Origin of the sequence: Sphingomonas carotinifaciens (genome assembly GCF_009789535.1) — a bacterium.
GTDB classification, from domain to species: domain Bacteria; phylum Pseudomonadota; class Alphaproteobacteria; order Sphingomonadales; family Sphingomonadaceae; genus Sphingomonas; species Sphingomonas carotinifaciens.
In genome coordinates, this window is sequence record NZ_WSUT01000005.1 from 1710528 (window position 1) to 1725165 (window position 14638).

Consider the following 14638-nt stretch of genomic DNA (forward strand, 5'->3'; position numbering starts at 1 on the left):
GGGGGGAACGATAAAGATTGCCAGACCGCTGTCGATCTTTTATGTCAGAGTAATCAAGGAGCAGGACATGACAGACACCGCCGCCGCCACGCTCGATCGTTCCGAGGCGACCGCTTTCCGCTCGATCGACTCCGCCACCGGACAGCCGGTGGGCGAGCCTTTCGCCGTTCATGGCCCCGCCGATGTCGATGCCGCCTGCGCCGCGGCCGAGGCTGCGTTCGACACCTATCGCGCGATCGACCGCGAGGCGCGCGCCGCTTTCCTGGAGAAGATCGGCGAGGAGATCATGGCGATCGGCGAGCCGCTGATCGAGGCGGCGATGCGCGAAAGCGGCCTGCCGCGCGCGCGTCTGGAGGGTGAGCGCGGCCGCACCGTCGGCCAGTTGAAGCTGTTCGCCGGCGTCGTCCGTCGCGGCGCCTATCTCGGCCTGCGGATCGACCCTGCCATGCCCGATCGCCAGCCGCTGCCGCGCCCCGACCTGCGCCTGCGCATGATCCCGCTCGGACCCGTAGCGGTGTTCGGCGCGTCCAACTTCCCGCTCGCCTTCTCGACCGCGGGCGGCGACACCGCCTCCGCGCTCGCCGCCGGTTGCCCGGTGGTGGTGAAGGGCCACCCCGCCCATCCGCAGACCGGTGAGCTGGTCGCCGGCGCGATCCGCCGTGCGGTTGCCGCCAGTGGCCTGCCCGAGGGCGTGTTCGGCCACCTGACCGGCCCGAGCAACGAACTGGGCGCGGCCCTGGTCCGCGATCCCCGCATCCAGGCCGTCGGCTTCACCGGATCGCGCGGCGGTGGCCTCGCGCTGGTGCAGATCGCACAAGGCCGCAAGGTGCCGATCCCGGTCTATGCCGAGATGTCGAGCATCAACCCGGTCGTGCTGATGCCCGAGGCGCTGAAGGCGCGCGGTGCGGCGCTCGGCACGGCGTTCGTCGCCTCGCTGACCATGGGCGCCGGCCAGTTCTGCACCAATCCCGGCCTGTTGCTGGCGATCGAGGGCGAGGGGCTGGACGCGTTCGTGAACGCCGCGCGGGAGGCTTTGCCGGGTGCCGCGGCGCAGACCATGCTGACCAAGGGCATCCACCAGGCCTATGACCAGGGCGTCGAGGCACTGGCCGGACACAACCATGTCGAGACGATCGCCCGCGGCCAGGTCGGCGAGGGCGTGGCGCAGGGCCAGGCGGCATTCTTCGCCACCACCGCCGCCGAGTTCCTGGCCGACGACACGCTGGGCCACGAAGTGTTCGGCGCATCCTCGCTGCTCGTCCGCTGCCAGAGTGCAGAGGAACTGGCGCAGGTGCTGAGCGCCGCCGAGGGCCAGTTGACCGCGACGATCCAGATGGACGAGGGCGACACCGATCTGGCCGCGCGCCTGATCCCGATCCTGGAGCGCAAGGCGGGTCGTATCCTCGCCAATGGCTGGCCGACCGGCGTCGAGGTCGCGCATGCGATGGTGCATGGCGGCCCGTTCCCGGCAACGTCGGACGGCCGCACGACCTCGGTCGGCAGCATGGCGATCGATCGCTTCCTGCGCCCGGTGTCGTACCAGAATCTGAGCGCGGCGCTGTTGCCCGCCGAACTGCGCGACGATGCGCAAGGGACGCCGCGTCTGATCGACGGCCAGCCGGCGTAACGCTTCAAAGGTGGATCGCCTCCCATGCGGGGGCGATCCGCCGATGCATTCATGACCATTCATCGCGACCGCAACGGCGGCGCGCGATTCCAGTGAGGGGAAGACCATGGCCATCCGCCTGTTGCAGCACCGTGCGCCCGACGGCGCCCGCTCGGTAATCGTCGCAGAAGGCGACCGCGCCACCATCGTGCCCGGTGTCGAAAGCGTCCATGCGCTCGCCACCCGCGCGATCGAAGCCGGGCAGAGCCTGGCGGACGCGGTGCGCGCCTGCGGCGCCGGGGATAGCGTCGACCTCGCCGCCGAACTGGCGGCCGGCCATATCCTGTCGCCGATCGATCATGCCGATCCGGCGCATCTGGTGATGGCAGGCACCGGCCTGACCCATCTCGGCTCGGCGGAAGGCCGCGACAAGATGCACCGCGAGGCGGCGGCGGTCGAGAAGCAGACCGATTCGATGCGCATGTTCCTGGAAGGCGTCGAGGGCGGCAAGCCCGCCGAGGGCCAGGTCGGCCAGCAGCCCGAATGGTTCTACAAGGGCGACGGCTCGCAACTGGTCGCGCCCGGCGATGCGCTCACCATGCCCGCCTTTACGCAGGATGGCGGCGAGGAGCCCGAGCTGGCCGGCATCTACCTGATCGGCCCGGACGGCACGCCCTTCCGCCTGGGACTGTGCCTCGCCAACGAGTTTTCCGACCATGTGACCGAGCGGCACAATTATCTGTGGCTCGCCCATTCCAAGCTGCGTCAGGCCTCGCTCGGCCCGGAACTGTACGTCGGGGACATCCCCGACCATGTCGAGGGCGCCAGCCGCATCGTGCGGGACGGCAAGACGCTGTGGGAGAAGCCGTTCCTGTCGGGTGAGGCGAACATGTCGCACACGCTGGCGAACCTTGAGCATCACCATTTCAAATATGCCTTGTTCCGCCGGCCGGGCGACATCCATGTCCACTTCTTTGGTACCGCGACCCTGTCCTTCACCGACGGCGTGCGCACGCAGGAAGGCGACGTGTTCGAGATCGAGGCGGCGCCCTTCACGCTGCCGCTGCGCAACCCGCTGGCGCGTGCCGAGGGGGCCGCGGACGCGGTGACCACGGTCAAGGCGCTCTGAACGGCATGGGCGCCATCCGCATCGCCATTGTCGGTCTCGGCAAGATCGCCCGCGACCAGCATCTGCCCTCGATAGCCGGCAACGACGCCTTCACGCTCGCGGCCACCGTTTCGCCGCGCGGCGAGGGGCTGGCGGAGGTGCCGAACTTCCGCAGCCTGGACGCGCTGCTGGCGGACGGGCCTGCGATCGATGCGGTGGCGCTCTGCACCCCGCCACAGGTCCGCTACGACCTCGCGGCGCAGGCGCTGGGCCGCGGTCTGCACGTCTTTCTGGAAAAGCCGCCCGGCGCCACGCTGGCCGAGGTCGTGGCACTGGAAGGCGAGGCGGCCTCGGCCGGTGTCTCGCTCTTCGCAAGCTGGCATTCGCGCTATGCCGCCGGCGTCGCGCCGGCCAGGGCGTGGCTGGCGGACAAGATGATCCGCTCCGCCCGGATCACCTGGCGCGAGGATGTGCGCGTCTGGCATCCGGGTCAGGCCTGGATCTGGGAGCCGGGTGGCCTGGGCGTGTTCGATCCCGGCATCAACGCGCTGTCGATCGCCACGCACATATTGCCGCGCCCCTTCTTCCTGACCGAAGGGACGCTGTCGCTGCCCGCCAACCGTGCCGCGCCGATCGCCGCCGACCTGTCGTTCCGCGACAGCGCCGGCACCCCGATCACGATGGATCTGGACTGGCGCCAGACGGGGCCGCAGACCTGGGACATCGTGGTCGAAACCGATGCGGGCACCTGCACCTTGTCGAAGGGCGGGGCGGTGCTGACCCTGCCGGACGGCGTCGAGGCGCGCGAGGACCGCGAATATGCGGGCCTCTACGCCCGTTTCGCCGAACTGGTGCAGACGGGGCAGAGCGATGTTGACGTGGCACCGATGCGCCTCGTCGCCGATGCGTTCCTGCGCGGCCACCGGATGGTGGTCGACGCATTCGAGGATTGAACGGGCGAACCGGCGGGCCGAACCGGCCGGTCGCCATGACAAGGGAGAGGGACATGATGAAACCGTGGAAGAGCCTGACGGCCGCACTGCTGCTGGGCAGCGCGGCGCTGGTGCAGGCGCAAACCGCTGCGCCCGCACGTGATACCGCTACCGCAACGGTCCGGGCAGACCAGCCCGGCGCCACCTATGACAAGCGCATCTTCACCCAGTTCGCCGAGCATCTGGGCAATGGCATCTATGGCGGCCTGTGGGTCGGCAACGACAAGCGCATTCCCAACACGCGCGGCTTTCGCAACGACGTGGTCGGTGCGCTGAAGGATTTGGGCGTGCCGGTGATCCGCTGGCCCGGCGGCTGTTTCGCCGACGAATATCACTGGCGCGAAGGCATCGGCCCCAAGAACAAGCGCCCGGTGAAGATCAACACGCACTGGGGCGGCGTGACCGAGCCGAACACCGTCGGCACGCACGAGTTCATGGACGTGACCGAGCAGGTCGGCGCCGAGGTGTATATCTCGGGCAATGTCGGCAACGGCACGCCGCAGGAAATGGCGGAGTGGGTCGAATACATGACCTCGCCCGCCGGCACGCTGGCCGACGAGCGTGCTAAGAATGGTCGCAAGACGCCGTGGAAGCTGCCCTATTTCGGCATCGGCAACGAGCTGTGGGGCTGTGGCGGCAACATGAAGGCAGAATATGCCGCCGACGTCACGCGCCGCTACGCCACCTTCATCAAGGCGCCGGCGGGCACCCGCATCCAGAAGATCGCATCCGGCGCGAATGTCGACGATTATCACTGGACCGAGGTGATGATGCGCGAGGCGGGCGACAAGGTCGATGCCCTGTCGCTGCATTACTACACCACGCCCGGTGGCTGGCCGCCCAAGGCGTCGGCGATCGATTTCGACGAGACCGCATGGGCCGAGACGCTGGCGGGCGCGTGGAAGATCGACGAGCTGATCAGCAAGCACAGCGCGATCATGGACAAATATGATCCGCAGAAGCGCGTCTATCTGGCGGTGGACGAATGGGGCACGTGGTACGGGCAGGACCCGGGCACGCATCCGGGCTTCCTGCGCCAGCAGAACTCGCTTCGCGACGCACTGGTCGCCGCCATCCATCTCAACGTCTTTGCCAAGCATGCCGACCGCGTGAAGATGAGCGCGATCGCGCAGATGGTGAACGTCCTTCAGGCGATGATCCTGACCGACGGGCCGAAGATGGTGCTGACCCCCACCTATCACGTGTTCAAGATGTACAAGCCGTACATCGATGCCACGGTGCTGCCGATCGAGTTGAAGTCGCCCTGGTACAATAACGAGCAGTGGACGATGCCCGCGGTCAGCGCGTCGGCGGTTCGCGACAAGGCCGGGGTGGTGCATGTCGGCCTCGCCAATGCCGATCCGAACAAGGCGATCACGGTGACCACGACGCTGGCCGGCCTGAACGCATCGGGCGTCAGCGGTCAGGTGCTGACCGCGCCGACGATCAACGCGCTCAACACCTTTGACCAGCCGAACAATCTGGTACCCGCGGCCTTCAACGGCGCGCAGCTGAGCGGCAACACGCTGACCGTGACCCTGCCGGCCAAGTCGGTCGTCATGCTCGACCTGCGTTAAGCGGGCGATGCCCCTCCCCGAAGCGCGGGGAGGGGCCATTTATGAGAGGACAGGCCATGCGCCGGTTGAAAATGGGGCTGAAACTGGCGGCGGCGGCGCTGATGCTGGGGGCCGCCGCACCGCAGGCGATCCCGCTGAACGACCGGATCACCGGTGATATCGCGCCCGTCCACGATCCCGTCATCATCCGCGAGGGCGGGGTGGTGCACGTCTTCTCGACCGGGTTGGGCGAGGGGCCGGACGGCATCATCGCCCACCGTGTCTCGCGCGACATGATCCACTGGGAACGCGCACCCGCACCGCTTGCCGCGCTGCCCGCCTGGGCAAAGACCGCGATCCCCGGATCGGGCAATGCCTGGGCGCCCGACATCTCGTTCGTCGACGGGCGCTACCGGCTTTACTATGCCGTCTCCACCTTCGGATCGAACCGCTCGGCGATCGGCCTGCTGACCACGCCGACGCTCGATCCGGCCAAGCCCGGCTATGGCTGGCGGGACGAGGGGCTGGTGGTGATGTCGACCCCAGCCGACGATTTCAACGCGATCGACGCCGCCTTTATCCGCGACAGACAGGGTCGCGACTGGCTGTCGCTCGGCAGCTTCTGGAGCGGGCTGAAGCTGTTCGCGCTCGACCGGAAGACGGGCAAGCCCGCCGACCCCAAGGCAAAGCCGATCGCGATCGCCAGCCGCCCCGCGCCCGCCGGTGCGCCGGCCCCCGTGGAGGCGCCCTATATCTTCGAACATGGCGGCTGGTACTGGCTGCTCGCCAGCTATGATTATTGCTGCAAGGGCAATGCCAGCACCTATTACACCGTCGTCGCGCGGTCGAAGGCGATCACCGGCCCCTATCTGGGCAAGGATGGCAGCGCCATGCTGAAGGGCGGCGGTACCATCCTGCTGCGCGCCGATCTGCAGGAAAAGGGGCGCTTTCGCGGCCCCGGCCATCCCGGCCATTTCCGCGATACCGACGGCACCGATTATGTCGTCTATCATGCCTATGACCGCGAGGCGAAGGGTGCGCCGACGCTGCGGATCGCGCCGCTGCGCTGGGGTGCCGATGGCTGGCCGACCGCGCTGAACTGAACGATATCGATGGAGAGCGACATGTCCGACCCCACCCGCCGCCTGTTCCTGGCCGGCGCCGCCGCCACGGCCGCCATGCCCGCCTTTGCGCAGAAGAAGACCCCCACGATCGTCAACCCGCTGGTGCGCAACCGCGCCGATGCGCAGGTCTTCCGCCACACCGATGGCTGGTATTACCTGACCGGATCGGTGCCCGAATATGACCGGCTGGTGCTGCGCCGCTCGCGCACCATCGCCGGCCTGTCGACCGCAAAGGAGGCGGTGCTGTGGCGGCATGAGAAGACCGGGCCGATGTCCGGCTTCCTCTGGGCGCCCGAGCTCCACATGATCGACAATCGCTGGATCATGTATTTCGCTGCCGGCCCCAGCGGCGGCGGCGAGGACGTGTTCCGCATCCGCACCTATGCGGTGGTCTGCGACGGCCCCGATCCGATGACCGGCAAGTGGAGCGTGCTCGGCCAGCTCCAGACGCCGTGGGACAGCTTCAACCTCGACTCCACCGTCTTCATGCACCGCGGCACCCGCTACATGGCCTGGGCCCAGCGCGAGCCGGGGATCGAGACCAACTCGAACCTGTATCTGGCGCCGCTCGCCACCCCGCTGACCTTTGCCGCCTCGCCGGTCCGCCTGACCGTGCCGACGCTGGACTGGGAAATCCGCGGCTTCAAGGTGGCGGAGGCGCCGGCGGTCCTGGCGCGCAACGGCCGCCTGTTCATGACCTATTCGGCCAGCGCCACCGACGCGCGCTACTGCATGGGCATGCTGACCGCGCGCGACGACGCGAACATCATGGATGCCGCCGCCTGGGCCAAGAGCCCGGTCCCGGTGATGACCTCCTCGCCCGAACACAAGATCTTCGGCCCCGGCCACAACAGCTTCACCGTGGACGAGCGCGGTCGCGACATGCTGGTCTTCCACGCGCGCGATTACGAGGCGATCAAGGGCGATCCGCTGTTCGATCCCAACCGCCACACCCGCGTGCAGCGTATCCGTTACGATGGAAAGGGCGTGCCGATCTTCAACCCGCCGGTGGCCAACGGTCCGCTCGCCTGAGGAGGGGCCCGGAGGCATGGGGCCCGGAAGCATGGGCCCTGCAAGCATGGAAGTGTGGCCGGCGTCATGGCCGATACCGGCGACACCCCCATGCCGCATGAAGCATGTGACGGCCAGCGCTCCCTCACCAGCCGCCACGAAGGCGTCCTTGTGCGAAAGGCGGATGCGCCTCTATCCGGGAAAAACCCGGATATCGCCGCAGCTTACTCGGCAGTCTCCGGCGCCGGAACCGCGGCCGGATCCCGCGGCCGGCGCAGCCGCAGGCCGATGAACAGGACCGTCGGCCAGAACAGCGTGTTGACGATGTCCGACGACGTATCCTCCCAACGCCACGACCCGTAATGCAGCCGGTCCAGTATCTCGTTCCCCGCCTCCGCCAGCGCGACAAAGGCCAGCGGGATCGGCGTCGACAGCGAGCGGCGGGTGACGATCCGCGCGAGGAACAGCACGATCATCCCGGCATGGACGTGCAGGATGCTGTCGGACATGCCGGTGCCGCCCGCGATCCACTGGATCAGGTCGGCGTAGAGCGCAGGAATGTTCATCGCCTCTCCATCGCCGATCCTGCCGCGCCGCACAATCGGCCGACCGTACCAAGCCTGCTGGAAAAGACGGGCCGATCGGTTAGACACCCGCTTTTCCGGGGCACCTCGGCCCCCGCCACAGGGACGTTTCGCCAATGCGTATCACGATGATCGGCTCGGGCTATGTCGGCCTCGTCTCGGGCGCCTGCCTGTCGGATTTCGGCCATGACGTGACCTGCGTCGACAAGGATGCGGGCAAGATCGACGCGCTGAGGGCCGGTCGCATGCCGATCTACGAGCCCGGTCTCGACCAGCTCGTCGCCACCAATGTGGACGCCGGCCGCCTGTCCTTCACCACCGACCTGGCCGGTGCCGTCGCGGGTGCGGACGCCGTGTTCATCGCGGTCGGCACCCCCAGCCGCCATGGTGATGGCCATGCCGACCTGACCTATGTCTATGCCGCGGCCGAGGAGATCGCCGCCGCCGTCACGGGGGCGACCGTGGTCGTCACCAAGTCCACCGTTCCCGTCGGCACCGGCGACCGGGTGGAGGAGATCATGCGCCGTCTGGCGCCAGGTCACGACGTGCAGGTCGTCTCCAACCCCGAATTCCTGCGCGAGGGCGCCGCGATCGGCGACTTCAAGCGGCCCGACCGCATCGTCATCGGCACCGACGACGAACGCGCCCGCGCCGTGATGCACGAAATCTATCGCCCGCTCTACCTGAACGAGTCGCCCATCCTGTTCGTCGGCCGCCGCACCTCGGAGCTGACCAAATACGCCGCCAACGCGTTCCTCGCGACCAAGATCACCTTTATCAACGAGATCGCCGACCTGTGCGAGGCGGTGGGCGCCGACGTGCAGGATGTCAGCCGCGGCATCGGGCTGGACAACCGCATCGGCCGCAAGTTCCTCCACGCCGGCCCCGGCTATGGCGGTTCCTGCTTCCCCAAGGACACGCTGGCCCTGCTCAAGACCGCGGAGGACGCCGCCAGCCCGATGCGCATCGTCGAGGCGGTGGTGCAGGTGAACGACACGCGCAAGCGCGCGATGGGGCGCAAGATCATCCACGCCCTGGGCCCCGATCACCGCGGCAAGACGATCGCGCTGCTCGGCCTGACCTTCAAGCCCAACACCGACGACATGCGCGACGCGCCCGCCATCGCCATCGCCCAGTGCCTGGCGGACGAAGGCATCACCATCCGCGCCTATGATCCGGAGGGGATGGAGGCGGCCAGGGCGATGATGCCCGACCTCGTCTATTGCCGCGACGCGTACGAGGCGGCGGAGGGCGCCGACGCCGTCGTGATCGTCACCGAATGGGACGCATTCCGCGCGCTCGACATCAAGCGGCTCGGCCAGATCATGGCGACGCGCACTATGGTCGACCTGCGCAACGTCTATCGCCGCGACGCGGTCGAAGCGGCCGGCTTCCGCTACACCGCGATCGGGCGCTAGTTGAGCGGCCTGTCCCGCTCCGCCAGCACCGGCGGCAGGTAGGGGAGCGCACTTCCCGCCGGTATCGCCGCGATCTCCGCGGCGACCGCATCGCCGCGCGCCTTGGACGAGGGGTGGGTACGGCTGCGGAAGAGGCCACCGTCCACCTCGCCGCCATGCTCGCGCCAGAAACGCACCGCCAGTGCCGGGTCCCACCCGGCATTGCGCAGCAGGTGCATGCCCAGCAGGTCCGCCTGGTTCTCGGTCTGACGGAACAGCCGCCCGTTGCGCCCGAACTCGGACAGCAGCCCGCGCTTGACCCCCGCCGCATCCAGCCGCTCGCGATGCTTCAGGATGTTGTGCGCAAATTCGTGTGCGACGACCACCGCGATCATGTCGTCGTCGAACCGTTCAAAGAAGCGCACGCCGATCTGCACGATATCCCCGTCCGCCGATGCCGACAGGCCCGGCCCGACCAGCACCTCGAACCGCGACCGACAGCCGGGGGAGGGCGGCACCGTCACCGTGCGGGTCCGCCCGCCCTGTACCAGCGTCAGCGCCAGCGGCGCATCCGCCGGTTGCCGGGCGATCACGGCGGCGGCGGCATCGCGCGTCGCGCTGCTCGCCTGCGCGCGCCCGGCGGGGCTGATCGCCAGCGCCTGACCGCCCACCGCGCTGATCCCCTCGTTCGGCCGCACGCCCGCGCGCGCCGCGGCGCTGTTCGGCACCACGCCTTCCACCGCCACGGGCGCCTCGAACCCGAAGATGGCGGGCAGGCCGGCGCGGAGTTTCGGATCATATTGGTCGATCGCATGAATCGCGATGCCCGGCACCGGTGCCAGATCGCGGCACAGCGCACGGTTGGCGGTCGCCAGCCGCCATGCGATCCCCGCCAGCCGCATGTCCACCTCGCGCAGCGCGGCGAATTGCTCGGGCGTTTCCTGCGCGGGGGCGGGCGCGGGTGCGGGCAGCGCCACGAGCAGTGCGGCGGCGGCAAGCATCGATCTCATGCCCCGCTGCCTAGCCCGCCGCCGCCGCGACCGGAAGCCTCGTCGCGTTCGCGCAACATTGCGCGCGGGGCAGGGGGGTGAAAGGCCATCTTCGTTGCGCGAAGCGGAAAATCGGCGCATGGGAGCCGACAATCGAATGTGAAGAAAGTGATCGCCATGGCCGCGAACTGGGCCCCCAATAGCTGGACCACCGCCGAAGCCCGTCAGCTTCCCGACTATCCCGATGCCGCCGCGCTGGCACAGGCGACCGACGCGCTCGCCAGCTATCCGCCGCTCGTTTTCGCCGGCGAGGCGCGCAACCTCACGGCGTCGCTCGGCGAAGTGGCGGAGGGGCGCGGCTTCCTGCTCCAGGGCGGCGACTGCGCGGAAAGCTTTGCGGAGCATAGCGCGAACAACATTCGCGACACCTTCCGCGTCATCCTCCAGATGGCGGTGGTGCTCACCTTCGCGTCGAAGCTGCCGGTGGTGAAGCTCGGCCGTATGGCGGGGCAGTTCGCCAAGCCGCGCTCCACCCCCACCGAGACGATCGACGGCGTCGAACTGCCCAGCTACCGCGGCGACAATGTCAACGACATCGCCTTCACCGCGGCGTCGCGCATTCCCGATCCGCAGCGGATGCTGCGCGCCTATGCGCAGTCGGCGGCGACGCTGAACCTGCTGCGCGCCTTTGCGCAAGGGGGCTATGCCAATCTCCACCAGGTGCACCGCTGGACGCACGACTTCATGGGCCGCAGCCCCTGGGCGCAGAAATATACCGAAACCGCGAACCGGATCGGCGAGGCGCTCGATTTCATGGCGGCGTGCGGGATCGATCCGGAGACAGTTCCGCAACTGTCGCAGACGCATTTCTATACCAGCCACGAGGCGCTGCTGCTGCCCTTCGAGCAGGCGCTGACCCGGCAGGATTCGCTGACCGGCGACTGGTACGACACCTCCGCCCACTTCCTGTGGATCGGCGATCGCACCCGGTTCGAGGGGTCGGCGCATGTCGAGTTCCTGCGCGGCATCGGCAACCCGATCGGCGTGAAGTGCGGCCCCTCGCTGGAGCCGGACGCGCTTCTGCGCATGCTCGACACGCTCAATCCGGGCCGCGTGCCCGGCCGCATGACGCTCATCACCCGCTACGGCTATGACAAGATCGAGGCGGCGCTCCCCAAACTGGTCCGCGCGGTGAAGCGCGAAGGCCATCCGGTCGTCTGGTCGTGCGATCCGATGCACGGCAACACCGTAAAGGCCGCCACCGGCTACAAGACGCGCCCCTTCGACCGTATCCTGGCCGAAGTCCGCGGCTTCTTTGCGGTGCACCGGGCGGAGGGGACGCATGCCGGCGGCATCCACGCCGAAATGACCGGGCAGAACGTCACCGAATGCACCGGCGGCGCGATCGACGTGACCGAACAGACGCTGGCCGACCGCTACCACACGCATTGCGACCCGCGCCTGAACGCCAGCCAGAGCATCGAGCTGGCCTTCCTGCTCGCCGAAATGCTGAACGCCGAAATGGCCGAACGCCGCCGCGACGCGGCCTGAACCGATCGATAAGTGGGGAGGGCGCTCCCCACTTATCCACAGCAAAGCGCGCAAATCCGCTTGACGGCCACGGCCTCTACGGATAACAGCGCGCCTCCACCGAACGGCCCCTTCGTCTAGCGGTTAGGACGTCGCCCTCTCACGGCGAAAACACGAGTTCGATTCTCGTAGGGGTCACCACGGTTTTTCCGCTGTCACAGCGGACCTCCCACATCGCCGATGCCTGAACGCGCCTTGCCCGGGCGCGCGTCCGCTTGTGTGACTTATCTGGTTTGTCACACCCGCGTAACGAGACCGTCGCGGCGATTTCATCTAGTACCGCCAATGGCTTGCCCACTTCCAAAGGGGTAACCATGATCTCGCGTCCTTCTTTTGCCGCGGCGCTGCTCGCGTCCGTATCCTTCTGCACCACGCCCGCTTTCGCCCAAGCCTCCGCACAGCCCGAAGACGCAGGCGAGCGGAGCGGCAACGACATCATCGTCACCGCGCAAAAGATCGAGCAACGGGCGCAGGACGTGCCCATCACCATCTCGGCGCTCAGCGGCCAGCGCATTGCCGAACTCGGCGTCGGCGATCTGGACGAGCTGTCCAGCTATATTCCCGGCCTCAACATCCAGGAGCAGAGCGCCAACAATCCCGGCATCGTCATCCGCGGCATTACCTCGGACTCGGGATCGTCGCAGCAGGGGCCACGCGTCACCCTTTATTATAACGGCGTCGATATCTCCCGGTCGCGCGGCTCCTACCAGGCGATCTACGATCTGGAACGGGTCGAGGTGATCAAGGGGCCGCAGGCGACCCTGTTCGGCACCGCCTCCGCGGTCGGCGCGATCAGCCTGACCTCGGCCCGCCCGCGCGAGGGTTTCTCGGGCACGTTGACCGGCGGCTACGGCAATTTCGGCCAGACATTGCTGTCCGGCTTCCTCAATGCCGGCAACGACGTCATCGCCGGGCGCGTCGCCTTTGAATGGAAGACGCGCGACGGCTATGTCGAGAACCTGTCGCCGCGCCAGAAGCGCGACCTCTATGCGCAGGACCAGCTCGGCATCCGCGCCTCGCTGCGCTACACCCCGACCGACACGCTGACCGTGGACCTGATCGGCACCTTCGACCGGCAGGACAATGGCGGCACCCCCTTTATCTCGCGCGCCCTGCCGACCGAGGATGGCCCCGGCAACCCGTTCGGTCGTGCGAACCTGGGCGGCTCGCCCTTGTCGGCGCAAGTGCTCGGCAACGACCAGCTCGGCCTCGACCGCAAGGTCTATGACGTCAATCTGACCGCCAGCTACGACTTTGCCGATGGCTGGAACTTCACCACCGTCAACGGCTATCGCCGCTTCGACAGTGCCGAGGTGTTCGATGCCGACGGTTCGGCCGCCTGGTATCTGGAATTCGCCGAAATCGCCAAGGGCTGGCAGGCCAGCCATGAAGGCCGCTTCAACTATGCCGACGATCATTGGCGCGCTTCGTTCGGCTGGAACGTCTTCGTGGAGGACAATTTCCAGCGCGTGCCCTTTTCGGGCGAGGAGGGGACGTTCATCGGCTGCCTCGCGGGTGCGCTGACCGGTGGCTGCGTCAATGCCGCGGGCACCGTGGTCGCCGCCGGCACCACCGCACAGGTCACCGGCGGCCGGCTGACGCAGATCCCCTACAGCTCGGTGACCGAGAATCAGGGGCAGAACGACAGCTACTCGGTCTTTGCCGACACCACCTGGATCCCGGTGCCCGCGCTGGAGCTGACCGCGGGTGCGCGCGTGCTGATCGAACAGCGCAAGTCCGGCTATATCGCCAGCGTTCCGCGTCCGATCCTGCCGGCGCTGCTGCCGGTGGCGCTGCGCGCGCAGCTGGCGGCGCGCGGCGTCGGCGCGTCGCTGGTGCCCAACCAGGTCGATACCGGCGGCCGCACCTTCACCGCGCAGCAAAGCTATGCCGCGATCCTGCCGCGCTTCAACGCGCTGTATCGCCTGAGCCCGGCGGTGAACGTCTACGCCACCATCTCCAAGGGCCGCCGCTCGCCGGTGGTGCAGCTCAACGCCCGCGCCTCCGCCGCCGGCGCGATCCCCAACGTGCAACGCGTGCCCGAGGAGGTCGTCTGGAATTACGAGGGCGGCATCAAGGCCAGCCATGGCGGCATCTCCGGCTCGCTCGGCGTCTATTACCAGAAATATGACGGCTTCCAGGTCAGCGTGCAGCAGGCGAACGGGACCGCCATCACGCAAAGCGCCGGATCCGCCGGCAATCTGGGGGTCGAGGCCGAACTCAGCATCCGCCCGGTCCGCTGGCTGAACGTGTTCGGCAATGTCGGCTATATCGATGGTGGCATCGACCGGAACAACAGCTTCGCCCCCGCCTTCTCCGGCGCCCGCTTCCGGCTTCAGCCCAAATGGCAGGCGGCGGGCGGGTTCACCGTCGATGCGCCGCTGGGCGGTGGCATGCGCCTGTTCGCCACGCCCAGCATCACGCATCGCAGCAGCATCTTCTTCGAACTGCCCAACAGCTCCGCCACGTCGCAAGGCCCCGTCACGCTGGTCAACGCGCGCGCCGGGATCAGCTTCGCGGACGGCGCCTATGAGCTGACCGGCTTCATCCGCAACGCCTTCGACCGCGACTATCTCCTCGACGCCGGCAACACCGGCGGCGGCTTCGGCATCCCCACCTACATCCCCGGCGAGCCGCGCTTCTACGGCGCGCAGGCGACCGCGCGCTTCTGATGCCCTCCT

General features: G+C 68.0%; 10 protein-coding genes, 1 tRNA gene and 1 pseudogene. 10 read left to right on the forward strand and 2 right to left on the reverse strand.

Translation table 11 applies throughout. The features are described from left to right. Positions 1-67 precede the first annotated feature (67 nt). The 6 genes and pseudogenes from GQR91_RS10185 to GQR91_RS10210 form a co-directional block, all read left to right on the forward strand. Complete coding sequence (locus tag GQR91_RS10185) at positions 68-1627, forward strand: aldehyde dehydrogenase (NADP(+)) (RefSeq protein WP_149681838.1); 1560 nt, start codon at positions 68-70, stop codon at positions 1625-1627. A gap of 106 nt (positions 1628-1733) precedes the next feature. Continuing rightward, positions 1734-2735, forward strand: coding sequence for an AraD1 family protein (araD1, locus tag GQR91_RS10190; RefSeq protein ID WP_149681837.1), 1002 nt, complete (start codon positions 1734-1736; stop codon positions 2733-2735). A gap of 5 nt (positions 2736-2740) precedes the next feature. Further along, the gene (locus tag GQR91_RS10195; protein ID WP_149681836.1) at positions 2741-3667 is read left to right on the forward strand and encodes a Gfo/Idh/MocA family protein; all 927 of its coding nucleotides are present in this window, start codon (positions 2741-2743) and stop codon (positions 3665-3667) included. Positions 3668-3720: 53 nt separating this feature from the next. Beyond that, a complete protein-coding gene (locus tag GQR91_RS10200) occupies positions 3721-5283 on the forward strand; it encodes an alpha-N-arabinofuranosidase (protein WP_112383500.1) in 1563 nt (520 codons plus the stop codon). A gap of 56 nt (positions 5284-5339) precedes the next feature. Beyond that, a complete protein-coding gene (locus GQR91_RS10205; protein WP_149681835.1) occupies positions 5340-6365 on the forward strand; it encodes an arabinan endo-1,5-alpha-L-arabinosidase in 1026 nt (341 codons plus the stop codon). A gap of 21 nt (positions 6366-6386) precedes the next feature. Next, a pseudogene (locus GQR91_RS10210) lies at positions 6387-7412 on the forward strand (glycoside hydrolase family 43 protein); the annotation flags it as partial. A 209-nt stretch (positions 7413-7621) separates the two neighbouring features. Here the strand turns inward: GQR91_RS10210 and GQR91_RS10215 are convergent. After that, complete coding sequence (locus tag GQR91_RS10215) at positions 7622-7963, reverse strand: hypothetical protein (RefSeq protein WP_112383502.1); 342 nt, start codon at positions 7961-7963, stop codon at positions 7622-7624. Positions 7964-8097: 134 nt separating this feature from the next. On the opposite strand from GQR91_RS10215, the gene GQR91_RS10220 reads away from it, so the two are divergent. Beyond that, positions 8098-9399, forward strand: coding sequence for a UDP-glucose dehydrogenase family protein (locus GQR91_RS10220; protein WP_149681833.1), 1302 nt, complete (start codon positions 8098-8100; stop codon positions 9397-9399). Here GQR91_RS10220 and GQR91_RS10225 read toward each other — a convergent pair. Next, positions 9396-10388, reverse strand: a complete 993-nt coding sequence (locus tag GQR91_RS10225) for a M48 family metallopeptidase (protein WP_149681832.1) — start codon at positions 10386-10388, stop codon at positions 9396-9398. The two genes, GQR91_RS10220 and GQR91_RS10225, sit on opposite strands and share 4 nt — an antisense overlap. 156 nt (positions 10389-10544) lie before the next feature. Between GQR91_RS10225 and GQR91_RS10230 the strand changes: the two genes are divergently transcribed. The 3 genes from GQR91_RS10230 to GQR91_RS10240 all read left to right on the forward strand — a co-directional run bounded on the left by GQR91_RS10230 (position 10545) and on the right by GQR91_RS10240 (position 14629). Beyond that, entirely contained in the window at positions 10545-11918 is a 1374-nt protein-coding gene (locus GQR91_RS10230; protein WP_112383505.1) for a class II 3-deoxy-7-phosphoheptulonate synthase, read from the forward strand. Between the two features lie 105 nt (positions 11919-12023). Continuing rightward, positions 12024-12098, forward strand: a tRNA-Glu gene (locus GQR91_RS10235). 173 nt (positions 12099-12271) lie between these two features. After that, positions 12272-14629 (forward strand): TonB-dependent receptor, encoded by a 2358-nt coding sequence (locus GQR91_RS10240; RefSeq protein WP_149681831.1) that lies wholly within the window; start codon positions 12272-12274, stop codon positions 14627-14629. The last annotated feature ends 9 nt before the right edge of the window (positions 14630-14638 follow it).